The 22,383-nt window shown below is 68.0% G+C and carries 22 protein-coding genes and 1 tRNA gene; 16 read left to right on the top strand and 7 right to left on the bottom strand.

Going from position 1 to position 22,383, the window contains the following annotated elements:
- Positions 1–40: 40 nt before the first annotated feature.
- The 8 genes from idi to ACQ4LY_RS10960 are packed head-to-tail and all read left to right on the top strand — an operon-like array spanning position 41 to position 7,945.
- On the top strand, positions 41–562 hold the full coding sequence (idi, locus tag ACQ4LY_RS10995; protein ID WP_431071383.1) for an isopentenyl-diphosphate Delta-isomerase: 522 nt from the start codon (positions 41–43) through the stop codon (positions 560–562).
- Positions 559–1,644 (top strand): polyprenyl synthetase family protein, encoded by a 1,086-nt coding sequence (locus tag ACQ4LY_RS10990; RefSeq protein ID WP_431071381.1) that lies wholly within the window; start codon positions 559–561, stop codon positions 1,642–1,644. The genes idi and ACQ4LY_RS10990 overlap by 4 nt, the downstream gene beginning before the upstream one ends.
- Positions 1,641–2,546 (top strand): phytoene/squalene synthase family protein, encoded by a 906-nt coding sequence (locus tag ACQ4LY_RS10985; protein WP_431071378.1) that lies wholly within the window; start codon positions 1,641–1,643, stop codon positions 2,544–2,546. The genes ACQ4LY_RS10990 and ACQ4LY_RS10985 overlap by 4 nt, the downstream gene beginning before the upstream one ends.
- Complete coding sequence (gene crtI / locus ACQ4LY_RS10980; RefSeq protein ID WP_431071376.1) at positions 2,543–4,144, top strand: phytoene desaturase family protein; 1,602 nt, start codon at positions 2,543–2,545, stop codon at positions 4,142–4,144. Before ACQ4LY_RS10985 ends, crtI begins: the two co-directional genes overlap by 4 nt.
- The gene (locus tag ACQ4LY_RS10975) at positions 4,144–4,488 is read left to right on the top strand and encodes a lycopene cyclase domain-containing protein (RefSeq protein WP_431075672.1); all 345 of its coding nucleotides are present in this window, start codon (positions 4,144–4,146) and stop codon (positions 4,486–4,488) included. The genes crtI and ACQ4LY_RS10975 overlap by 1 nt, the downstream gene beginning before the upstream one ends.
- The gene (locus ACQ4LY_RS10970) at positions 4,485–4,829 is read left to right on the top strand and encodes a lycopene cyclase domain-containing protein (RefSeq protein ID WP_431071374.1); all 345 of its coding nucleotides are present in this window, start codon (positions 4,485–4,487) and stop codon (positions 4,827–4,829) included. The genes ACQ4LY_RS10975 and ACQ4LY_RS10970 overlap by 4 nt, the downstream gene beginning before the upstream one ends.
- Positions 4,826–5,713 (top strand): prenyltransferase, encoded by an 888-nt coding sequence (locus tag ACQ4LY_RS10965; RefSeq protein ID WP_431071372.1) that lies wholly within the window; start codon positions 4,826–4,828, stop codon positions 5,711–5,713. Before ACQ4LY_RS10970 ends, ACQ4LY_RS10965 begins: the two co-directional genes overlap by 4 nt.
- A 45-nt stretch (positions 5,714–5,758) precedes the next feature.
- Positions 5,759–7,945 (top strand): MMPL family transporter, encoded by a 2,187-nt coding sequence (locus ACQ4LY_RS10960; RefSeq protein ID WP_431071370.1) that lies wholly within the window; start codon positions 5,759–5,761, stop codon positions 7,943–7,945.
- 16 nt (positions 7,946–7,961) lie between these two features.
- Here ACQ4LY_RS10960 and ACQ4LY_RS10955 read toward each other — a convergent pair whose 3' ends face one another.
- Entirely contained in the window at positions 7,962–8,630 is a 669-nt protein-coding gene (locus tag ACQ4LY_RS10955; RefSeq protein ID WP_431071368.1) for a FadR/GntR family transcriptional regulator, read from the bottom strand.
- Between the two features lie 160 nt (positions 8,631–8,790).
- Here ACQ4LY_RS10955 and ACQ4LY_RS10950 point away from each other — a divergent pair, with 160 nt between their 5' ends.
- Complete coding sequence (locus ACQ4LY_RS10950; protein ID WP_431075671.1) at positions 8,791–10,605, top strand: 2-isopropylmalate synthase; 1,815 nt, start codon at positions 8,791–8,793, stop codon at positions 10,603–10,605.
- On the opposite strand, the gene ACQ4LY_RS10945 is transcribed toward ACQ4LY_RS10950, so the two are convergent.
- The 4 genes from ACQ4LY_RS10945 to ACQ4LY_RS10930 form a co-directional block, all read right to left on the bottom strand.
- Positions 10,567–10,640, bottom strand: a tRNA-Arg gene (locus tag ACQ4LY_RS10945). The two genes, ACQ4LY_RS10950 and ACQ4LY_RS10945, sit on opposite strands and share 39 nt — an antisense overlap.
- A 35-nt stretch (positions 10,641–10,675) precedes the next feature.
- Positions 10,676–11,173, bottom strand: a complete 498-nt coding sequence (locus ACQ4LY_RS10940) for an HNH endonuclease (RefSeq protein ID WP_056313609.1) — start codon at positions 11,171–11,173, stop codon at positions 10,676–10,678.
- 327 nt (positions 11,174–11,500) lie between these two features.
- Complete coding sequence (locus ACQ4LY_RS10935; RefSeq protein WP_082488462.1) at positions 11,501–12,316, bottom strand: M23 family metallopeptidase; 816 nt, start codon at positions 12,314–12,316, stop codon at positions 11,501–11,503.
- A 275-nt stretch (positions 12,317–12,591) separates the two neighbouring features.
- Positions 12,592–13,293, bottom strand: coding sequence for a metal-dependent transcriptional regulator (locus ACQ4LY_RS10930; protein WP_056312544.1), 702 nt, complete (start codon positions 13,291–13,293; stop codon positions 12,592–12,594).
- A gap of 99 nt (positions 13,294–13,392) precedes the next feature.
- Between ACQ4LY_RS10930 and serC the strand changes: the two genes are divergently transcribed.
- Positions 13,393–14,505 (top strand): phosphoserine transaminase, encoded by a 1,113-nt coding sequence (gene serC / locus ACQ4LY_RS10925; RefSeq protein ID WP_431071365.1) that lies wholly within the window; start codon positions 13,393–13,395, stop codon positions 14,503–14,505.
- Between the two features lie 77 nt (positions 14,506–14,582).
- Here serC and ACQ4LY_RS10920 read toward each other — a convergent pair whose 3' ends face one another.
- Both ACQ4LY_RS10920 and ACQ4LY_RS10915 read right to left on the bottom strand, forming a co-directional pair.
- On the bottom strand, positions 14,583–15,251 hold the full coding sequence (locus ACQ4LY_RS10920) for a DUF3027 domain-containing protein (RefSeq protein WP_431071363.1): 669 nt from the start codon (positions 15,249–15,251) through the stop codon (positions 14,583–14,585).
- Entirely contained in the window at positions 15,235–15,615 is a 381-nt protein-coding gene (locus ACQ4LY_RS10915; protein ID WP_056312551.1) for a cold-shock protein, read from the bottom strand. The genes ACQ4LY_RS10920 and ACQ4LY_RS10915 overlap by 17 nt, the downstream gene beginning before the upstream one ends.
- Positions 15,616–15,754: 139 nt before the next feature.
- On the opposite strand from ACQ4LY_RS10915, the gene ACQ4LY_RS10910 reads away from it, so the two are divergent.
- The 6 genes from ACQ4LY_RS10910 to ACQ4LY_RS10885 all read left to right on the top strand — a co-directional run bounded on the left by ACQ4LY_RS10910 (position 15,755) and on the right by ACQ4LY_RS10885 (position 22,362).
- Entirely contained in the window at positions 15,755–16,030 is a 276-nt protein-coding gene (locus ACQ4LY_RS10910) for a multidrug ABC transporter ATPase (RefSeq protein ID WP_341954928.1), read from the top strand.
- 10 nt (positions 16,031–16,040) lie between these two features.
- Positions 16,041–17,756, top strand: a complete 1,716-nt coding sequence (locus tag ACQ4LY_RS10905; RefSeq protein WP_431071360.1) for a helicase-associated domain-containing protein — start codon at positions 16,041–16,043, stop codon at positions 17,754–17,756.
- Positions 17,757–17,767: 11 nt separating this feature from the next.
- Positions 17,768–19,408: a DNA repair helicase XPB gene (locus ACQ4LY_RS10900; protein ID WP_431071358.1), complete on the top strand. Its 1,641-nt coding sequence runs from the start codon at positions 17,768–17,770 to the stop codon at positions 19,406–19,408.
- 100 nt (positions 19,409–19,508) lie between these two features.
- The gene (locus tag ACQ4LY_RS10895; protein ID WP_042539813.1) at positions 19,509–20,195 is read left to right on the top strand and encodes a response regulator transcription factor; all 687 of its coding nucleotides are present in this window, start codon (positions 19,509–19,511) and stop codon (positions 20,193–20,195) included.
- A gap of 56 nt (positions 20,196–20,251) precedes the next feature.
- Positions 20,252–21,946 carry a sensor histidine kinase gene (locus ACQ4LY_RS10890; RefSeq protein WP_431071355.1) on the top strand — a complete coding sequence of 565 codons (1,695 nt, stop codon included), beginning with the start codon at positions 20,252–20,254 and terminating at the stop codon, positions 21,944–21,946.
- A gap of 128 nt (positions 21,947–22,074) precedes the next feature.
- Positions 22,075–22,362, top strand: coding sequence for a WXG100 family type VII secretion target (locus ACQ4LY_RS10885; protein WP_056312559.1), 288 nt, complete (start codon positions 22,075–22,077; stop codon positions 22,360–22,362).
- Positions 22,363–22,383 lie beyond the last annotated feature (21 nt).

Here is a 22,383-nt window from a genome sequence, read left to right as displayed (position 1 = left end):
TGATTATTAGCTAAGCTAGCGAAATCGAGGAGGTTCCCCGTTGGATGAGGTCACCCTCCTTTCCTCGGATGGCGTCGCGATCGGCGTGATCGCGAAAGACGCGGTGCACACGACGGACACCCCCCTGCACCTGGCGTTCTCATGCCACGTGCTCAACCGAGACGGCCTCCTCTTGGTGACGCGTCGGGCACTCGCGAAGCGCACGTGGCCCGGCGTCTGGACCAACAGCTTCTGCGGTCACCCTCGCCCCGGCGAGGACATGACCGACGCGGTACGCCGGCGAGCCCTCGATGAGCTCGGCCTCCGCATCACGGACCTCTCCCTCGTGCTTCCCGACTACCGGTACCGGGCCGTGGACGCGAGCGGGATCGTCGAGAACGAGATCTGCCCGGTGCACGTCGCAGTCGCCGACGGACCTCTCTCCCCCGACCCTGACGAGGTCTCCGAATGGGCGTGGGTCGACCCGGCCGAGTTCGCGGATGCGGTCACGGCCGCCCCCTTCGCATTCAGCCCCTGGCTGGTGGAGCAGCTGCCCCGGCTGCGCGAGCTCGGGGCGGTATGACCGTGGCCCCCACGGCGATCCGAGAAGAGATGAGCACGCGGGTCGAAGAGATTCTGCGGCAGCGCTTCGCCCTTCACTGCGAGAACGCGGAGACGTACGGCGCGGAGTTCGCCGCCCTCTGGCGGGCGACGGCAGACCATGCGCTCGGCGGCAAGCTCGTACGACCTCGGCTGCTCCTCGACATCCATCGGGCCCTCGTCCCCCACCTCGGCGACGAGCCGAGCATCGCCGCAGTGGATATCGCGACGCACATCGAGCTGCTGCACTATGCCTTCCTCCTGCACGACGACGTGATCGACGGAGACCTCACCCGACGCAAGCGCCCCAATCTGATCGGCGAGCTTGCCGCGGCAAGCCCTGGGTCGACGGAGGCGGACTCGCTGCACTGGGCCAGATCCAGCGCGATCCTCATGGGCGACCTGCTGCTCTCGGCGGCGATCATGGGATTCGCCCGCGCGGATGTGCCCGCGCATGCGCGAGGACGCCTTCTCGACCTGGTCGAGCGGACGATCCTCGAGACCGTCGCCGGCGAGCACACCGACGTCGCCCTGAGCCACGGCATAATCGCCTCGAACGTCGACACCGTGCTCACCATGAGCGTCTACAAGACGGCGACCTACTCGTTCTCCCTGCCGCTGCGGGCGGCAGCGCTGCTCGCAGGAAGCTCGGTGTCAGCAGAAGAGACGCTGCATGCCGTCGGACGCCACCTGGGCCTGGCCTATCAGCTGCAGGACGACCTCCTCTGCGTGTTCGGCGACCATCGAGCACACGGCAAGGACGCGTTCTCCGACCTGCGCGAGGGCAAGGAGACCGCGATCATCGCGTTCGCCCGGTCGACGAGCGCCTGGCCCCGCATCGAGCGGCGCTTCGGGTCGGCAGACCTGACCCTGAACGACGCCACGGAGATCCGCGACCTCCTCCGCGAGTGCGGCGCGGAGCGATTCGTGGTCGGCCTGATCGGCGACCAGCTGGATGCCGTCTACGCGCTGCTCTCCGAAGCGGAGCTGTCCGGTGAGATCAGCGGGGACGCAGCGCGGACGATTCTGGTCTCCGCATCCCGTCTCGAGGGCCGACAGTCATGACCCCGCCATCGAGCGACGCTGCGGACGAGAGTCTGGGGCGATTCAGTCGGGCCGCCGACACCGCATCCACCGAGGTGATCCGCACCTATTCCACATCGTTCGGGCTTGCGACGCGCCTGCTCGGGCAGAGGCACCGGCAGCATGTGCGGAACATCTACGCCATGGTCCGCATCGCCGATGAGATCGTCGACGGCGTGGCCGCTCAGGCCGGTCTCGACGCCTCGGCGCAGACCGAGGCGCTCGCCTCGTACGTCGCCGAGACCCACCGTTCGATGCGCGTCGGCTACAGCACCGACCTCGTGCTGCACGCGTTCGCACGGACCGCGAGGGAGTGCGGCATCGGCGAGGACCTCACCCAGCCGTTCTTCGACTCGATGGGCGCCGACATCGCGGATGCGACGGACTTCACCGCCTACGACGCCGAGGCGCACGAGCGTTACGTCTACGGCTCCGCCGAAGTGGTGGGGCTGATGTGCCTCCGGGTCTTCCTGCGAGATGAGACCCGCACCGACAAGGAGCACGAGATCCTCGAGCATGGAGCCCGCCAGCTCGGCGCGGCCTTTCAGAACGTCAATTTCCTCCGCGATCTCGCCGACGACACCGAGCGGCTGCAGCGCGGATATCTCGGAGAATCGGGCCGCCTCACCGATGCCGACCGAGATGCCTGGGTGCGCACGATCTCGACGCAGCTCGACGATGCCCGGCGCTCCATCCCCCTTCTGCCCAAGGATGCACGCGCGGCCGTGCGCAGCGCCCAGGCTCTCTTCGAGTCGTTGACTCGACGCGTGTCCAAGACACCGTCGGCCACCCTGTACGAGCGGAGGGTTCGCGTGCCCGATCCCATCAAGGCTGTGCTCGCCGCACGATCAGTGCTCGTGACGGCCGTGGAGCGGGACCGATGAGCCGGGTGGCCGTGATCGGCGCCGGAGTCGCCGGTCTCGCTGTCGCCGGTCTTCTCGCCAGGGACGGCCACGACGTGACCGTCTACGAGAAGAACAGCAGGGTCGGCGGACGCGCGGGCACCATCGAGCGCGACGGTTTCCGCTTCGACTCCGGGCCGTCGTGGTACCTGATGCCCGAGGTCTTCGACCACTTCTTCGCGATGATGGGTACCTCGACCGAGGAACAGCTCGACCTGACGCTCCTCGACCCCGGGTATCGGGTCTTCCAGGTGCCGGCCGCCGATGGCCGGCCCGCACCGTCCGTCACCGTGCCCTCAGGGCGTACGGAGGTGGCGCGCCTGTTCGAGTCACGCGAGCCCGGTGCTGCGAAAGCTCTGGACGCCTACCTCGACTCGGCGCACGACGCACGCGTCATGGCGGAGCGGTACTTCCTCTACAACCCGTTCACCCGCCTACGCGGACTGATGACACCCGAGGTGCTGCGAGCCCTCCCCCGGCTGTTCACGCTGCTCGGCACGCGCCTGCAGTCGTTCGCCGCCCGGCGTTTCCGCGATCCGATGATCCGGCAGCTGCTGGGATACCCGGCGGTCTTCCTCGGCACCGACCCGCGCACAGCGCCCGCGATGTACCACCTCATGAGCGCGCTCGACCTCGACGAAGGCGTCAGCTATCCCCAGGGCGGCTTCTGGCGGGTCGTCGAGCGCATCGCCGAGCTGGCGGAGAGCGCGGGCGCGCGGATCGTGCTGGATGCCGACGTCACCGCGATCAGCACCGGCATCCGCTCCGGCACGCCGACCGTGACGGGTGTGGAGTGGCGTGATGCCGACGGAACAGCGCACCGCGCGGATGCCGACATCGTGGTCTCCGGCGCCGACCTGCACCACACCGAGACGGCGCTGCTCCCGCCGCACCTGCGCACCTACCCCGACACGTGGTGGCAGCGTCGCACGAGCGGGCCCGGTGCCGTGCTCGTGATGCTCGGCGTCCGCGGCACCCTCCCCGAGCTCCCGCATCACTCCCTCTTCTTCACGGAGGACTGGGATGCCAACTTCGACGCCATCTTCGGCAAGCGGCCCGTGATCCCCTCGCCCGCGTCGACCTACGTCTGCCGTCCGAGCGCGACCGATCACACTGTCGCGCCGGAGGGGCATGAGAACCTCTTCGTGCTGGTCCCCATCCCGGCCGACACCGAGCTCGGCGGCGGCGGATCCGATGGCGCAGGCTCGGCCCGGATCGAGCAGGCGGCGGATGACGCGATCGACCAGATCTCGCAGTGGGCGGGCATCCCCGACCTCCGCGAACGAATAGTCGTCCGCGAGACGAAGGGCCCTGCGGATTTCCAGGACGACTACAACTCCTGGCGGGGCGGAATGCTGGGTCCCGCACACATCCTGTCGCAGAGCGCCATGTTCCGCGCGCAGAACGCCTCGCGCCTGGTCTCGGGTCTCTACTACGCGGGCGCGACCACCGCGCCCGGTGTCGGAGTGCCGATGTGCCTCATCAGCGCGGAGATCGTGCTGAAGCGGATCCGCGGCGATCACTCGACCGGACCGCTCGACGTCGCGAGCGTCGCCCCCGCGAAGAGCGGAACCGCGTGATGGGGTTCGTATACCTGGCGCTCCTCCTCGTGACACTCGGCTGCATGCTGCTGCTCGACCGGCGCTTCCGGCTTTTCTTCTGGCGCGACGCGGTCTCGGCATCCGTCGTGACGGTGACGGGACTCGCCTTCTTCCTGATCTGGGATGTCGCCGGAATCGCCGGGGGGATCTTCTTCCGCGGTGAGGCCGCCGTGGCGACGGGCATCGTGCTCGCGCCCGAGTTGCCGATCGAGGAACCGGTGTTCCTGCTCTTCCTCGTCGTGTGCACCATGGTCGTCTACACGGGGGCCGTGCGCATCCTGTCGAGCATCCGCCGCCGCTCCCGCGTGGAGGAGCCCTCATGACGTACCTGCAGCTCTCGGGATGGTTCGTCGGCGCGGCGATCGTGGCGGCGATCGTGCTCTCGGTCCTCGCCGGTCGTCATCGCGCCCACGCGGGCGGGATCGCGGTGACCATCGTCGTGCTCGTCGTCCTCACCGCCGTCTTCGACACCGTGATGATCGCGACGGGCCTCTTCCACTACTCCCCCGAGCACCTCCTCGGCCTGCACATCGGTCTCGCCCCGCTCGAGGACTTCGCCTATCCGATCGCCGGCGCCATCCTGCTGCCCGCCCTGTGGGCCGCACTCCGCGCCCGCCGCCGCGCGCAGGTCGACCGTCGACCCGTCGCGGAGGATGCCTCGTGACCGCGCCCACCCGCGGATCCGTCGGTCGCGACGTCGCTCAGATAGTCCTGTCGTCGCGCCCCATCAGCTGGATCAACACGGCCTTCCCGTTCGCGGCCGCCTACCTGCTCAGCACACGCGAGATCGACCTCACGCTGATCATCGGGACCCTCTACTTCCTCGTTCCGTACAACCTCGCGATGTACGGCATCAACGACGTCTTCGACTACGCCTCCGACCTCGCCAACCCGCGCAAGGGCGGCATCGAGGGCGCACTCCTCTCGCCTCGCATCCACCGAGCCACCCTGTGGGCTGCGGCGGCGACGAACATCCCGTTCCTCGTCTACCTCGTCGTGGTCGGCAACCCGGCGTCGTGGGTCTGGCTGGCGATCAGCGTGTTCGCGGTGATCGCGTACTCGGCGCCCGGGCTGCGGTTCAAGGAGCGTCCGTTCCTGGACTCGACGACCTCGAGTCTGCATTTCGTGACGCCCGCGATCGTCGGGCTCACGCTCGCCACCGGGACCGTAAGCCCCACCGCGGTCATCGTCCTCGTCGCCTTCTTCCTCTGGGGCATGGCCGCACATGCGTTCGGCGCGGTGCAGGACATCGGCCCCGACCGCGAAGGTGGCATCGGCTCGATCGCCACCGTGATCGGCGCACGATCCACGGTGCGACTGTCGATCGCTCTCTGGGCCCTCGCCGGGGCAGCCATGCTGTTCACCACCTGGCCCGGGCCGCTGGGCGCCCTGCTCGCCGTGCCCTACATCGTGAACGCCGCCCCCTGGTGGAACGTCACCGATGAGACGTCCGGCGGCACGAACCGCGCATGGCGACGCTTCATCGCACTGAACTACTTCGCCGGCTTCCTCGCGACGATGATCCTCATCCTCGCCTGGATCTCGTGATCACACCGCTTGAATCCCCCATCTGCACGCCCCGAGAGGAACCTGATGTCCAGCCCTGAGCACGCGCCCATTCCGCCGACCCGCGAACGCACGCGTCGACACTCCTGGGTCCGCGTCCTCATCCCCGTGGTCCTGATCCTCGTATGGCTGGTGGGCGCAGGCCTCGGCGGTCCCCTCTTCGGCAAGGTCGACGAGGTGTCGTCGAACGACCAGACCAGCTACCTGCCGGAGTCTGCCGACGCGACGCAGGTGCAGAAACTCCTCGGGGAGTTCAACGACAGCGACGCGATCCCTGCCATCGCCGTGTTCGTCTCCGATGACGAGCTCTCGGAGTCCGACATCGAGACCATCTCGGATGCCGTGGCGGACGCCCCCTCGGTGGAGGGTGTGAGCGAAGACGTGTCCCCCGCGCTCACCTCGGACGACGGCAAGGCTATCCAGGCGTTCATCCCGATCGAGGGCGACGCCGAACTCGCCGATGCGATCTCCGCGCTGGGCGACCAGCTGCGTGACGCCGCCCCCGACGGCGTCACCGTGTACATCACGGGTCCGGCAGGCTTCAGCGCCGACCTCGTCGCCGGCTTCGCCGGTATCGACGGCCTGCTGCTCGGCGTCGCACTCCTGGCCGTCCTCGTCATCCTCGTGCTGGTGTACCGCTCGTTCCTGCTGCCCATCGTCGTGCTCTCGACCAGCCTGTTCGCGCTCTGTGTGGCACTGCTGGTCGTGTGGTGGCTCGCGAAGTTCGAGGTCCTGCTGCTCAGCGGTCAGACCCAGGGCATCCTGTTCATCCTGGTGATCGGCGCGGCGACGGACTACGCCCTGCTCTTCGTCGCGAGGTTCCGAGAAGAGCTGCGGGTCGCCCAGGACAAGGGCACCGCCGTGCTGGCGGCCTGGAAGGGCTCCTTCGAGCCGATCGTGGCCTCTGGCGGAACCGTGATCGCAGGGCTCCTGTGCCTGCTGCTCAGCGACCTCAAGTCGAACAGCACGCTCGGCCCGGTGGCCGCGATCGGCATCGTGTTCGCGATGCTCGCAGCGCTCACCCTGCTGCCCGCGCTGCTGCTGCTGTTCGGGCGCGCGGTCTTCTGGCCCCGACGCCCGAAGTTCGAGCCGGAGGTCGTGGCCGAAGAGCACGGCATGCGCAAGACCGGCCTGTGGGCACGGCTGGCGCACCTGATCACGAAGCGCCCTCGCCTCATCTGGGTCGTCACGACGCTGGTGCTGCTCGCGGGAGCCGCCGGCGTGCTGCAGCTCAACGCCGTCGGCGTGCCGCAGTCCGATCTGGTGCTCGGCGCGTCCGAGGCGCGGGACGGTCAGGTCGCGCTCGGCGAGCACTTCCCCGGCGGCTCCGGCAGCCCGGTGTATGTGGTGGTCGCCGAGGACGAGCTGCAGGATGCGGCGGATGTCCTCCTCGCCGACGACGGCATCGACGGGGTGACGGTCACGGCGGCAGATTCTCCGAGTGGCTCGGCGACGGTCACGGCGGACGGACTGGAAGCGGTCGGCCCTCCCGGAACAGCCGCCCCCGAGCCCACCGTCGTCGACGGCGAGGTGCTGCTGCAGGGAACGCTGACGGATGCCGCAGACTCCGATGCCGCAGCCGTGACCGTTCGAGACCTGCGTACCCAGCTCGACGACCTCGACGCTCTCGTCGGAGGCGTCACGGCGACCGCGATCGACACGAACGACGCCTCCATCCATGACCGCAACCTGATCATCCCGGTGATCCTCGTCGTGATCATGCTCATCCTGATGCTGCTGCTGCGCTCGATCCTCGCGCCGGTGCTGCTGATCCTCACCACCGTGCTGTCGTTCGGCACGGCGATGGGCGTCTCGGCGCTGGTCTTCAACGGCGTCTTCGACTTCCCGGGCGCCGACCCCGCGGTTCCGCTCTACGGATTCGTGTTCCTCGTGGCACTGGGCATCGACTACAACATCTTCCTGATGACCAGGGTGCGGGAGGAGTCACTCGAGCACGGAACCCGCGAGGGCGTGCTGCGCGGACTGTCGATCACGGGTGGTGTCATCACCTCGGCCGGGCTGGTGCTCGCGGCGACCTTCGCGGCGCTCTCGGTGATCCCGATCCTGTTCCTCGTGCAGCTCGCGTTCATCGTCGCGTTCGGCGTGCTGCTCGACACATTCGTGGTGCGCTCGCTGCTGGTGCCGGCTCTCGCCTACGATCTGGGTCGAGTCATCTGGTGGCCGTCGAAGCTGTGGCGTCGCGGTCGCGACTGAACGTCGACGGCGAACGTCAGCCGAGCGTCTTCGCGAGGTCGGCGAGGTGGCTGCGGCTCTCCGCGGCCGCCCGCGCTGGATCACGCGCCGCGACGGCGTCGGCGAGCAGCGCGTGGCGGTCGTCGTCTGCCTGGCCGCCGTCGTCGCGGCGGAGGCGGAGCATCTCGACCATCGCCTGACGCAGGCGTGGAGTGAACCCGTCGAACAGCTCGAGCAGAATCGGGTTGTGGGCCGCGATGACGATGCTGCGGTGGAATGCGGTGTCCGCATCGACATGCGCCTCGACACCCGAGGGGTGGGCTCTGCGACCATCGAGCGCGCGGCGGATCGCGCGGAGATCCGTCGTCGTACGACGGGTCGCGGCGAGCGCGGCAGCCTCCGTCTCGATCGCAGTGCGCGCCTCGATGACGGCGATGATGTCGGCGCGGCGGAGCACAGCGTCCCAGTCCTCCGGCGCCTCGAGCGCCGTGACGAACACGCCCGACCCCTGCCGTGTCGCGAGGACTCCTCGGCCCGCCAGCTGACGGATCGCTTCGCGAACCGTCGACCGGCCGACCCCCAGCTGAGCTGCGAGGGTGGTCTCACCGGGGAGCTTGTGCCCGAGCTGCCACTCGCCCGCGCCGATGCGCGCCAAGAGGATGTCCGCCGCCTGGTCGGCGAGGGGCGTGCGCTGGATCTGACCCATGCGATCATCCTAACTTGTCAACTTGTCTGAGGAGTTGCTACGGTGGAGGCATGAACACGCTCCTCCTTCTTCCGCGCCGCGACGGGACCTAGCCGACCGGCTGTCCGTCGTGGGTCAGGAAGCGCCGCCGGTCATCACCCCGACGCCCGAGGAGCCCCCGATGTCCACACTGTTCCCCACTCTCTCCACCCCTGCCGGCACTGTCCCCGACTCGTCACCGTCATGGAACCGTCAGCGACGGTCTCAGATGCCGTCGCACCGCTACGCCTCGGTGTTCGACCGCGTTCCCGTACCGCTCGCCGAGCGGGAATGGCCGTCCAGGCAGCTGATCAGCGCACCGCTCTGGGTGCCTGTCGATCTCCGCGACGGCAATCAGGCGCTCGCCGAACCCATGGATCCCGCCCGCAAGCGCCGCTTCTTCGAGCTCCTCGTCGCGATGGGCTACAAGGAGATCGAGGTCGGATACCCATCGGCGTCGCAGACGGACTACGACTTCGTCCGACTTCTGGCAGCATCGGATCTCGCCCCGGAGGACGTCACCATCGTCGTCTTCACGGCCGCCCGCCGCGACCTGATCGAGCGCACGATCGCATCGGTGCGCGGCATCCGCAACCCGGTCGTCATCCACGTCTACACGGCGACCGCGCCCACCTGGCGAGATGTGGTGCTCGGCAGGAGTCGCGAGGATCTGAAGGATCTGATTCTCGCCGCGGGAAGGGATGTGCTCGAACTCGCCGATGACCTCCCGGGCGTCCGGTTCCAGTTCTCCCCGGAGGTCTTCAACCTGACCGAACCCGACTACGTTCTCGACGTCTGCGACGCCGTGACCTCCCTCTGGGATGCGACTCCCGAGCGTCCCGTGATCCTCAACCTGCCGGCGACCGTCGAGATCGCGACACCGAATGTGTATGCCGACCAGATCGAGTACATGCACCGGAACCTCGCCAGACGTGATGGCGTGATCCTCTCGGTGCATCCCCACAACGACCGTGGCACCGGTGTCGCCTGCGCCGAGCTCGCGATGCTCGCCGGGGCTCAGCGGGTCGAGGGGTGCGTCTTCGGCAATGGAGAACGCACCGGGAACGTCGACATCGCCACCCTCGCTCTCAACCTGTACGCGCAGGGCGTCGATCCGATGATCGACTTCTCGGACATCGACGAGATCCGCCGTACCGTCGAGTACTGCAACGGGATCGAGGTGCACCCGCGGCATCCCTACGTCGGCGACCTCGTGCACACCGCATTCAGCGGCACGCACCAGGATGCGATCCGCAAGGGACTGGCCGAGCACCATGTTCGCGCGAACGCGCTGGGTACGGATCCTCGCGAACTGCAGTGGCTCGTGCCGTACCTGCCGATCGACCCTGCCGACATCGGCCGCAGCTACGACGCGGTCATCAGAGTGAACTCGCAGTCGGGCAAAGGCGGCATCGCCTACCTTCTCGAGAGGGAGTTCGGGATCGAGCTGCCTCGACGGCTCCAGATCGAGTTCGCGCGGACGGTGCAGGCCCACGCGGACAGCGTCGGCGACGAACTGACGGCGACCGACCTGTGGAGGCTGTTCGAGCGCACCTACCTGGCCGCTCCTCCGAGTGACACGCCGACCCTGGCGCATTACCGGCTGGACGGCTCCGAGATGCTCTTCACCCTGCGGTCGGGCCCGGACACTCACACCCACCGTGTCATCGACTCCGGTCCCGTGGCGGCCCTGGTGTCGGTTCTCGCCGAATCCGGCATCTCCGTCGACGTCCTGTCCCTGCACCAGACGAGCATCGGCGGAGGTAGCACGGCGGACGCGCTCGCCCTGCTCGAGTATCGCGACGTCCACGGCACCGCGTGGGCCGCGGGGCGAGCGACGTCGGTTGTGGACTCCACCTTCGATGCCGTGATGAGGGCCGCGTCCCGGAACGGACGGACAACACTCATCGAGGAAGTGTGCCCTCGACTGGATTCGAACCAGCGACCTGCCCTTTAGGAGAGGGCTGCTCTATCCTGCTGAGCTACGGGGGCGAGGTTTCCATTCTAGAGGAACCCTCGCTCCCCGCTCATGCGGCGAGTGCCAGGTACGGCTCCCACCGAGGGTCGCTGCGTTCGATGCCGCGGACCGTCCAGGCGGTGCCGTGCGGAGGGCGAGGTGCGAACCGCAGCTCCCACCGCATCTCCTGCGGCGTGCGGTCGCTCTTGGTGTTGTTGCAACGCAGGCAGCAGGCGACCAGGTTCTCCCAGGAGTCCGCTCCCCCGCGTGAACGCGGCATCACATGGTCGATGGTCGAGGCCGCTTTGCCGCAGTATCCGCAGCGATGGTTGTCGCGACGCAGGACTCCCCGCCGCGTCACCGGCACTCGACGACTGATGGGAATGCGGACGTAGCGCGAGAGGACGATGACGGCGGGGCGATCGTAGACTCCGTGGCTGCCCCAGACCGGGTCATCCTCGATGTGCTCGATCACGGTCGCCTTGTCGTTCATGACCAGGACCAGGGCTCTCTTGAACGACACGATCGCGAGCGGTTCGTATCCTGCGTTCAGTACAAGTGTGCGCATCGTCATCCTCTCGATCCGCCGGGACGGCTTCCCGGCACTCTCGACTCACACGAAGCCGCACAGGACGGAAGCGTTCGCGGGGATGCAAAAAAGGCGCTGTCTACAGACAGCGCCTCATGCGCACGGCAAGACCGTGGCTTCCCTGCGGACGATGCAGAAGGACGTGACGACCGAGGGCATCCATGGTTCGGATGTTCGGTATTCGCTCCATCAGCTTCTCCCGACTATGCGACAACGGGTTCAGGCTAACCCATCAGGAGCATGCGGAGGCCAAACGGCGGATGAACGCCGGAAGGCGTGTCCGAGAAAGAACAGCGAGTGGAGGACTCAGCCGGCGTTGGCGGCGAGCCAGGCGATCGGCTCCATGAGCCCGCCGTTGACGTGCACCTCGAAGTGGAGGTGGTTCGCCGTCGAACGTCCGGTGCTGCCGACGAAGCCGATGAGCTGGCCCGCGGCGACGGTCTCGCCCGCCTGAACCTGACGCGAGCCGTAGATCATGTGGCCGTAGGTGGTCTGCACGCGCTGACCACCGACGACGCTGTCGAGCATGACGCACACGCCGTATCCGCCGATGCTCTCGGCCGACGCGCGGACGACGCCCGCAGCGGCGGCGTAGATCGGAGTTCCGGCCGGGGCCAGCATGTCGGCACCCTGGTGCGCTCCGCCGACGGTGCGGCTGACGCTGTAGGAACCCTGAGGCAACGGGTAGCGGACCTCGCCCGAACCGGGCGAGACGAGAGCGTAGTTGCCGATGTTGAAGCTGCTGGACGATGCCGTCGTCGCGGAGGCAGCAGCGGCGGCACGCGCCGCGGCGGCCTCTTCTGCCTTCTTCTTCTCGATCTCGTCGGGGGTCGTGGCGGTGAACGTGCCACGGCTGAGCGAAGCGGCAGTCGCATCGGAGGCGACGACGAGCGACTGCGCGTCGACGGCGGCGAGCTGCTGGACCGTCGCGGTCGCCTCGGAGGGCTTCGTCGCGGCATATGCAGGAAGAGCGACGGCGGCGACGAGAGCACCGACGGCCCCGAAGATGGCGACCGAACGCAGGGGCTTCACGACCTTGCGTGCGTCGACCCTGCCACGGGAGCGGCGGGCGACTGCTCGATCTTCAGTTGTCTTCGCGGGCGATTCGATGTCTTTTGCCAAAACCTGATCCTCCTGCGCCTGCACGCTCGGGTAGCGCTGGCTCGTCGGCACTCTGCTCTCGGGGCACCATGTAGCTCGGGTACGTTGTGCGGTCTGACCGGGAGGGCGACGAGCCTGGAAGGCGAATCCTCTCGGGTGTCGTCAGCGGGCTTCTTCGACGACCTGTCCGAGGTTACCGGAAGATAACGATCCTGTCACCCTGTGAACCTGGCAATCCTCGGAGAGGCGGAATCACGCGGATCTCTGGGGCGATTCGCCCGGAATGCCGACCGAGATCAGGCGGGCTCGCCGACGAGGAAGATGTGCGAGGCGAGTTCGACCGGAAGCTCGAGCCCGTCTTCCTTGCCCTCCATCTGGATCAGCACATAGCCCTCGTTGAAGCGGTAGTCACCCTTGGCGCCGGGGACGACTCCTGCGTCACGAAGCTGTTCGAGAAGTTCGGGGTCGACCTGAGCGGGTTCGGCGAGTCGGCGGACGGTGCCCTCGATCGGAGCGCCGGCGGCGTTCAGCTTCTGCACGAGACCGATGACGCCCTCGTCGAACGTGCGGGCGGGGGTGTCGCCCAGCTGGTCGAGCCCGGGGATCGGGTTGCCGTACGGCGACTCGGTCGGGTGGCCGAGCAGTTCGACGAGTCGACGCTCGACCTGCTCGCTCATGACGTGCTCCCAGCGGCAGGCCTCTTCGTGCACGTAGGCCCAGTCGAGACCGATGACGTCGGACAGCAGGCGTTCGGCCAGCCGATGCTTGCGCATGACGTCGACGGCCTTGCGGCGACCGGCATCTGTCAGCTCGAGCGTGCGGTCTTCGGAGACGACGACGAGGCCGTCGCGCTCCATGCGCCCGACGGTCTGCGAGACCGTGGGACCCGAGTGACCGAGGCGCTCGGAGATGCGTGCACGCAGCGGCACGATGTTCTCCTCCTCGAGTTCGAGGATGGTGCGGAGATACATCTCCGTGGTGTCGATCAAGTCCGTCATGTGGCCCTCCGGGTCTTCTTAGGCAAGCCTACATTCCCGCGCGGACATCGGGGCGTCACGCGGTGAAGCGACCGCAGGGTCACGCCGTAGAATCGACGAATGGCGATCGAGATTCCCCGTGACCTCCTGCCCGTTGACGGCCGCTTCGGCTGCGGTCCCTCGAAAGTGCGCACCGAGCAGCTCGATGCGCTGCTCGCCGCAGGACCGACTCTGCTCGGCACCTCGCACCGACAGGCTCCGGTCAAGAACCTGGTCGGCAGCGTTCGCGAGCAGCTCGCCGCGCTCTTCCGCCTTCCCGAGGGCTACGAGATCATCGTCGGCAACGGCGGATCTACGGCATTCTGGGATGCCGCAGCATTCGGGCTGATCGAACGGCGCAGCCAGAACCTCGTGTTCGGCGAGTTCGGCGGCAAGTTCGCCGCTGCTGCCGCCGCTCCGTGGCTCGAGGCACCCGACGTGCGCAAGTCCGAACCGGGTTCCCGCACCGCGGCTGAGATCGTCGACGGCATCGACGTCTACGCCTGGCCGCACAACGAGACGTCCACCGGCGTCGCGGCTCCCATCGAGCGCGTCGCCGCAGATGGCGCGCTGACGGTCATCGACGCGACCAGTGCCGCGGGCGGCATCGACTTCGACGCCGCGCTGGCCGACGTCTACTACTTCGCCCCCCAGAAGAACCTCGGATCCGACGGAGGCCTCTGGTTCGCCGCAGTGTCGCCCGCCGCGATCGACCGCATCGAGCGCATCGCCGCCTCCGACCGGTACATCCCCGAGTTCCTCAGCCTGAAGAACGCCGTCGACAACTCGCGTCTCAACCAGACGCTGAACACACCGGCGCTCACGACCCTCCACCTGCTCGACAGCCAGCTGAGCTGGATCCTGTCGAACGGCGGCCTCGCCTGGGCGGGCGCTCGCACGGCGGAATCCTCCGGCATCCTCTACGACTGGGCTGCGGCGTCGGCCGTCGCGACCCCGTTCGTGACGGATCCCGCGCATCGCTCCCCCGTGGTCGTCACGATCGACTTCGACGACAGCGTCGACGCCGCAGCCGTCGCCAAGACCCTGCGCGCCAACGGCATCGTCGACACGGAGCCCTACCGAAAGCTCGGCCGCAACCAGCTCCGCGTCGCGACCTTCGTCTCGATCGAGCCCGACGACGTGCGGCAGCTGACGCGTTCGCTCGACTTCGTGCTCGCGAACGCCGGCGCCTGACACCGAGTCATCGCACAGAAGAGGGGCCGCGTTCTCACGCGGCCCCTCTTCTGTTTCACGTCGCTGTCAGCCGCGAGTCATTCCTCGTCGTCGGAGTCGTCGGAGTCGGAGTCGTCGGAGTCGTCGGAGTCGTCGTCGGAATCCTCGTCGTCCTCGGAGTCGTCGTCCACTGCCGAGTCGTCGAGCTCATCGATGTCGACGCCGTCGAGGTCGCCCGCGTGCAGCACGCGCGGCTCCGCGGCGAGTTCAGCCTCGTCGAGCTCGTCGTCATCGTCATCATCATCGTCGTCGTCGTCGTCGTCGTCGAGATCTTCGTCCTCTTCGAGTTCCTCGTCGAGCTCGTCGTCCTCGTCGGCCTCCTGGTCGTCGGCGTCGCCCACGACCACATCGTCAGCGGCAGCCGCGGCGGCCTGCTCGGCGAGCTCCACCTGGTGCGCGCGGTATTCGGCGAGGCGCTCGGCCCACGGCACCCATTCGGGGGCGAGCAGCGCACCGTCACCGGGAAGCAGCTCGACCTCGAGGACCGTCGGCTCCTCGTCGTCGACGCGGGCGACCGTGACGGTCCAGAACCAGCCCGGATATCCGGGGAGGCGGTTCTCGAAGCGCAGCGACACCGACCCGTCCTCCTCGGGGAGGTAGCCGGCAGCGGGTCCGACGGTCGACGCCGGAGTGATCTCGTGCAGCGCGGCGAGCGCGAGATCGTGGGCGTCGATCAGACGCTGGTCCACCTCAGGCCTCGAGGTCATCGGCTACCTTGCGCAGGACTGCCGCGATCTTGCGGCCCTGAGCGGAAGAGGGGTAACGGCCGCGACGAAGGTCGCCGCCCATGCCGTCGAGGAGCTTCACGAGGTCCTCGACGATGATCGCCATGTCGTCGGCGGGCTTGCGCTTCGCCTTCGCGAGGCTCGGCGGCGCATCGAGCACGCGCACCGACAGGGCCTGCAGTCCGCGCTTGCCGTCGGCGACACCGAACTCCACGCGTGCACCCGCCTTCACAGCCGCGCCCGCTGGCATTGCTGAGGCGTGCAGGAAGACGTCCTGGCCGTCATCTGTGGCGATGAAGCCGAAACCCTTGTCTTCGTCGTAGAACCTGACCTTGCCGGTGGGCATGGGAGAAACCTCGCTGAGTCGGTGTGGAGCTGGATCGGACGCACGTGTGCGCCCACCTCCAGCCTACCGGTCGCAGGCGGAGGAATCCGTAGGTCAGAGTGCGGAACCACGCGGCGCCGCAGCGAGTAGGCTGAGAGTGATGAGTACCAAGAGTCCCGAACCTGAGGTTCCCGTTCGCCGTATCGATCGCATCCTGGCGTTCTCGGCACTCGGACTCGCCGCGGCATCCATCATCTGCTTCTTCGCGATCATCATCGGCACCGCCGTCGGCATGGAGCAGGAGGATTTCGGTGCGGGCGTCTGGCCGTTCATCGCCGCGATCCCGTACTGGGGCCTGCCCGTGGCCTTCGTGATGATCATCGCGCTCCTGATCATGAGCTTCATCCGCAAGGGGCGCGCGGCATCGCGGCCCTGAGGCATCCGGCATGAGCACGCACGCCCGACCGCTGGCCGAATGGCTCTCTGCGGCGAGCGACGAGCAGCTGGCCTCGCTCTTCGCCGCCCGACGGGTACGCCCGGATGCCGGGTGGCAGGATTTCTTCGACGCCGCCGAGGCACTGCTCGACCCGGGTTCCCTCGCCCGCATCCTCCCCTCGCTCACGCGCGACGAGGCGACGGCGCTGGTGGCTGCAGCTGCAGCTGCCGACACCGCCGTCGAGACGACGCCGCAGCGTGAGACCCTCAAGAGCCTCGCGCTTCTCCGGCCCGACGGCACCCCCTTCCCTCCGGTGATCGCGGCTCTCGCCGACCGTGCTGCACCGGCCCCGCTCGACGTCTCGCCACCGCCGGCGGCCGACGAGGCCGACACTGCTCACGCGGCTGAGCGCGCTTTCACGACCGTGGCCGCTCTCGCCGATCTGCTGCTCCTCGCACGCGAGAAGCCCTTCGCTCTGCTCGCCGGGGGCACTGTCAGCGCCGGCGAGAAGCGTCTGCTGGGCGAATCCGGTGTCGCCGCGGAATCCGTCGATGCGCTCATCGCCATCGCCGTCGAGTCCGGCCTGGTCGCACCCGACGGCCGACGTCTGCGCACGACGGCGCGCGCAGAGGAGTGGCTCCGGTCGTCAGTGGCCGATCGGTGGAGCACTCTGGTGACCGGGTTCCGCGACGCGCTTCCCCGAGGAGTGCGCACGGACCATGAAGGCTGGCTCCCCCCGACCACCTGGTCGCAGGCGCACCCCTGGGATCCGGCCTGGCCCGAACGCGGCGAGGCTCTTCTCGAGCGTGCGCGCCTGCTCGGACTGATCACCGACGACGGCAGCGAGCCCGCATGGGCTGCATCGCTTCGGCAGGGCGGGAGCATCGACTCCGCCCCGCTCACTGACCTTCTTCCGAGCGAGGTCGATCGGATCTTCCTGCAGAACGATCTGAGCGCGATCTCCCCCGGCCCGCTCGCCCCTGCACTCGATGTCCGTCTGCGCACGATCGCCGCCCGCGAATCCGCGGCACAGGCGTCCACCTACCGCTTCACTCCCGAGTCGATCGCCCATGCGCTCGTCGCCGGGGAGAGCGAGGACTCGATCATCGAGTTCCTCGAGTCCCTGTCGCTCACCGGCATCCCCCAGCCGCTGCGGTACCTCATCACGCAGACGACGCAGCGACACGGACTGGTCCGGGTGTCCACCGACTCCGAGACCGGACGCACCCGCATCGAGAGCAGCGACCCGCATCTGATCGAGGCGATGGCGGTCGACCAGGGGCTGCGCCCGCTCGCGCTGGCGAAGCACGTCGCCGCGCTCTCGACACGCGTCGGGCGCGACACCGTGTACTGGGCGCTGACGGATGCTCGCTACCCGGCGACGCTCGTCGCCGAGGACGGCAGCGCGATCACCGGCGAGCGAAACCCCGTCATCGAGGCGGCCTCCGAGACGGCGGTCGACTACGCGCCGCTCATCGCCGCCCTGCGCTCTCATCAGGGCCCGGATGCGGATGCCGCGTGGCTGGACCGCGAGCTCGAAGCCGCCGTGCGAGCGAAGGCGGTGCTGCGCGTGAGCGTGGGCATGCCGGACGGGTCGACGAGAGAGCTGATCCTCGAGGCGACGGGCCTCGGCGGCGGCCGCCTTCGCGGGCGAGATCGTGCGGCGGACGTCGAGCGCACGCTGCCGGTGTCGAGCATCCGCGCCGCCACCGTGATCGCGCAGTAAACTGGACAGCTATGTCTGATGGACCCCTGATCGTCCAGAGCGATCGCACCGTGCTGCTCGAAGTCGCCCACTCCGATGCCGAGAGCGCCCGCCACGAGCTGGCGATCTTCGCCGAGCTCGAGCGCGCACCCGAGCACATCCACACGTACCGCATCACGCGACTCGGCCTGTGGAACGCACGCGCCGCCGGGCATACCGCCGAGGACATGCTCGAGACGCTCGACCGCTGGTCGCGCTTCCCCGTGCCCCCGTCGGTCGCCGTCGACCTTCGCGAGACCGTCAACCGATACGGACGTCTCGTGATCGAGCGCGACGACGAGGGCACCCTCATCCTGCGCTCGACCGACCCCGCAGTGCTCGCCCAGGTCGCGAACAACAAGCGCATCCAGCCGCTGCTGATCGGTCACCCTTCACCCGACACGTTCGTCGTCGACGCCTGGGCACGCGGCCAGATCAAACAGGAGCTCCTGAAGATCGGCTGGCCCGCCGAGGACCTCGCCGGATACACGCCTGGCACCCCGCACGAGATCGAGCTGGCGGAAGACGGCTGGGCGATCCGTCCGTATCAGCAGGATGCCGTCGACGCGTTCTCCAAAGACGGGTCTGGCGTCGTGGTGCTGCCGTGTGGAGCAGGGAAGACGATCGTGGGAGCCGGCGCCATGGCGGCGACGAAGACGACCACTCTGATCCTCGTGACCAACACCGTCTCCGCGCGCCAGTGGCGCGACGAGCTGCTCAAGCGCACGAGTCTCACCGCCGAGGAGATCGGCGAGTACTCCGGTCAGGCCAAGGAGGTCAAGCCCGTCACGATCGCGACCTACCAGATCCTCACGGCGAAGCGGAAGGGCGAGTACGCTCACCTGGCCCTGTTGGACGCTCTCGACTGGGGTCTCATCGTCTACGACGAGGTGCACCTGCTCCCCGCTCCCGTGTTCAAGCTGACCGCCGACCTGCAGGCACGGCGACGGATCGGCCTCACCGCCACCCTCGTCCGCGAAGACGGCCGGGAGGGCGACGTGTTCAGCCTGATCGGCCCCAAGCGCTTCGACGCGCCCTGGAAGCAGATCGAGGCTCAGGGCTTCATCTCCCCCGCCGTCTGCTACGAGGTGCGGGTCGATCTGCCACCGGACGACCGGCTCGAGTACGCCGCCGCGACCGACGACGAACGCTACCGCCTGGCCGCGTCGGCCCCCGCGAAGATCGACGCCGTGCGCGAGCTCATCGCCAAGCACAAGGACGAGCGGATCCTCGTGATCGGTCAGTACCTCGACCAGCTCGAGTCACTGTCGCAGTCGCTGAACGCGCCGCAGATCACCGGTGCCACGCCCATCGACGAGCGCGAGGAGCTGTACCGCGCCTTCCGCGAGGGAGAGATCTCGCTGCTCGTCGTGTCGAAGGTCGCGAACTTCTCGATCGACCTCCCCGAGGCGTCCGTCGCGATCCAGGTCTCCGGTTCGTTCGGCTCTCGCCAGGAGGAGGCGCAGCGACTCGGACGGCTCCTGCGCCCCAAGGAGTCCGGTCGCACCGCGAGCTTCTACACGCTGGTCGCGCGCGACACGATCGACCAGGATTACGCGCAGAACCGCCAGCGTTTCCTCGCCGAACAGGGGTACAGCTACACGATCATGGATGCCGACGCGATCGCTGCCTGACCTCCCGCCGGGCGTCAGGCAGTCGGGGTACGCGGTGGGCGAAACCGCCGCTCCGAAGGATAATCAGCATCCGCATGGCCGAAGTCACCATAATGGGGTCATGACTGATGCGCGCATCCTGGTCGTCGACGACGAGCCCAACATCCGCGACCTGCTCTCCACAGGTCTCAGCTTCGCCGGGTTCCAGGTGAAGACCGTCGCCAACGGCGCCGCCACGATCTCGGCGGTGCTGGAGGAGGAGCCCGACCTCATCATCCTCGACGTCATGCTCCCCGACATGAACGGCTTCAGCGTGACCAAGCGCCTGCGCGGCGCCGGGTTCACCGCACCGATCCTGTTCCTCACGGCGAAGGACGGCACCGACGACAAGATCGAGGGCCTCAACGCCGGCGGCGACGATTACGTCACCAAGCCGTTCAGCCTCGACGAGATCGTCGCTCGTGCCCAGGCGATCCTGCGGCGTACGATGCAGGCCGACGAGGAGTCGATCATCCGCGCCGGTGAGCTGTCGATGGACCAGGACACCCACGACGTGCACGTGGGCAAGGAATCGATCGAGCTGAGCCCGACGGAGTTCAAGCTGCTGCGCTACCTGATGCTCAACCCGAACCGGGTGCTGTCGAAGGCGCAGATCCTCGACCACGTCTGGGAGTACGACTTCAACGGCGACGCCGGCATCGTCGAGAGCTACATCTCGTACCTCCGCCGCAAGATCGACCCGCACACCGAGGAGTCCGTGATCCAGACGAAGCGCGGCTTCGGCTACATGCTCAAGGTCGGCAAGTAGTCCGGCTCACCGCCGTTCGCTGACGCCGCACAGCATCCGTATCCCGGGAGGTCCGTATGGCACACAAGCCTGACGGGGTCACCCGCTGGTGGCGGTCGATCAGTCTGCGCGCGAAGGTGACGGGCGTCACTGTCGCCGTTCTCGCGCTCGGCCTCCTGGCCGCCGGGCTCGGCACTGTGCCCATCCTGCGCAACTCGCTGATCGACAACATCGATTCCCAGCTCCCGGCTCTGGTGTCGGCCGATCTTGCCAACCGCTATTTCGAGGTGACGGTGGAGGACGGCAAGACCGTCTACACCCCCACCGACTCGCCCAGGGACTTCTTCGTCGCGATCTACGACGCCGAGGGTGTGCTGCAGACGACCACGGGCAACTCCGCCAACGGGGCTCCCCTGTTCCCCTCGACGTATTCGCCGCTCGCAGTGCAGAACAACGAGGACACCCCGTTCACGATGGAGGGCACGAAGGGCACGAGCTTCCGGGCGGCCGTGGCGCGGGTGCCCGGCGAGGGCGACGGATCGTTGCGCATCCAGATCGTGGCGATGCCGCTGGAGTACGCGGACCGCATCATCGGCCAGTACTTCGGGATCTACATCACGGTCGCACTCGTCACGATCCTCCTGGCGGCCCTGTTGACCAGAGGACTCGTCACGCTCACCTTCCGCCGGCTCGGACAGGTCGAGTCCACAGCCATGTCGATCGCCGCCGGCGACTTCACGCAGCGCCTGACCGATCTCGAGCCCACGACCGAGGTCGGCCGGCTGAACAGCGCGATCAACACCATGCTCGATCGCGTCGACGGGTCGCTCGCCCAGCGAGACCGCACAGTGCAGCACATGCGGCGCTTCATCGGCGACGCCAGCCACGAACTGCGCACACCGCTCGTCAGCGTCCGCGGCTACGCCGAGCTGTATCGGATGGGCGCGATCAAGGGTGAGGAAGACACGGCTCGGGCCATGGAGCGCATCGAGAAGGAGGCGATTCGGATGGGCGTACTCGTCGAAGACCTCCTCGCGCTCGCCCGCCTCGACGAGGAGCGCGAGCCCGAGATCGAGGCTCTCGATCTTCGCCCGATCGCCCGCGATGCCGCCCTCGATCTGCGTGCGGCGGCGCCGGCACGCACCGTGACTGTGATCGACCGCACCGTCGAGGCGCCGCTGATCGATGTGACCACGCGCTCGAACCCCGTCGCTCCGTCCCCGCAGCCTCCAGCGCCGAGGGGGCTCTCCCGCGGCACGCTGTCGCGACTGCGCAGGCGCCCTCGCAACTCGTCGGCAGAGGTCCCCGCCATCGACTTCACCGAAGCCGCGGACATTCCGGTGCGCACCCCGCCGATCGTCCTCGGAGAAGAGAACAAGGTGCGGCAGGTCGTCACGAACCTGCTGGGCAACGCTCGCCGGTTCTCCCCCGAGGAGAGTCCGATCGAGCTGGTCGTCGATGCCGACAGGGTCCGGGGAACCGGGAGCATCGCGATCGTCGATCACGGCGAAGGCATCCCGCCGCAGATCCGCGAACAGATCTTCGAGCGGTTCTGGCGAGCCGACACCTCACGCGCTCGCGAGACGGGCGGCTCGGGCCTGGGGCTCGCGATCGTCTCATCGATCGTCAGGGCCCTGCACGGCAGCGTCGCGGTGTCCGAGACGCCCGGCGGCGGTGCGACGTTCACGGTGACCTTCCCGCTCGCGCCTTCGCGTGCGACCCCGGCGCACCTGCTCGAGGACACCCAGCCGCTCGAGCCTCTCGATCTCTGACCTCGGACCTCCACTGCACGAGAGCGTGCCTGCGCGGGTTCTGCACAGTGAGCGGTCGACGTACGGAGTCTCCGGGATGTCGGCATCCGCACTCTCCTATGGTCGGAGCACCCATCGAGAGGAGTTCCATGTCCGTCATCACCGTAGACACCGAAGCCGTAGGTGCTGCTCAGGCAGCAGCGCTGGCAACCATGGGGCGTCTGCAGACCGAGTCCGCGACCCTCATGTCGCAGCTCAACCAGCTGCAGGGGTCCTGGGTCGGTACCGCATCGACGGCGTTCCAGTCGTGCGCCGAAGAGTGGCGCGGAGCGCAGCTGCACGTCGAGCAGGTGCTCGAATCGATCGGGCACTCGCTCGGCAGCGCGGCCACCCAGTATGCAGATGCCGACCAATACTCGGCGAGCCTGTTCCGCTGATCCCGCCGCTCACGCACCCGT

This window comes from Microbacterium phyllosphaerae (genome assembly GCF_050628115.1).
GTDB lineage: Bacteria > Actinomycetota > Actinomycetes > Actinomycetales > Microbacteriaceae > Microbacterium > Microbacterium phyllosphaerae_A.
This window is presented reverse-complemented; position numbering and strand designations above follow the sequence as displayed.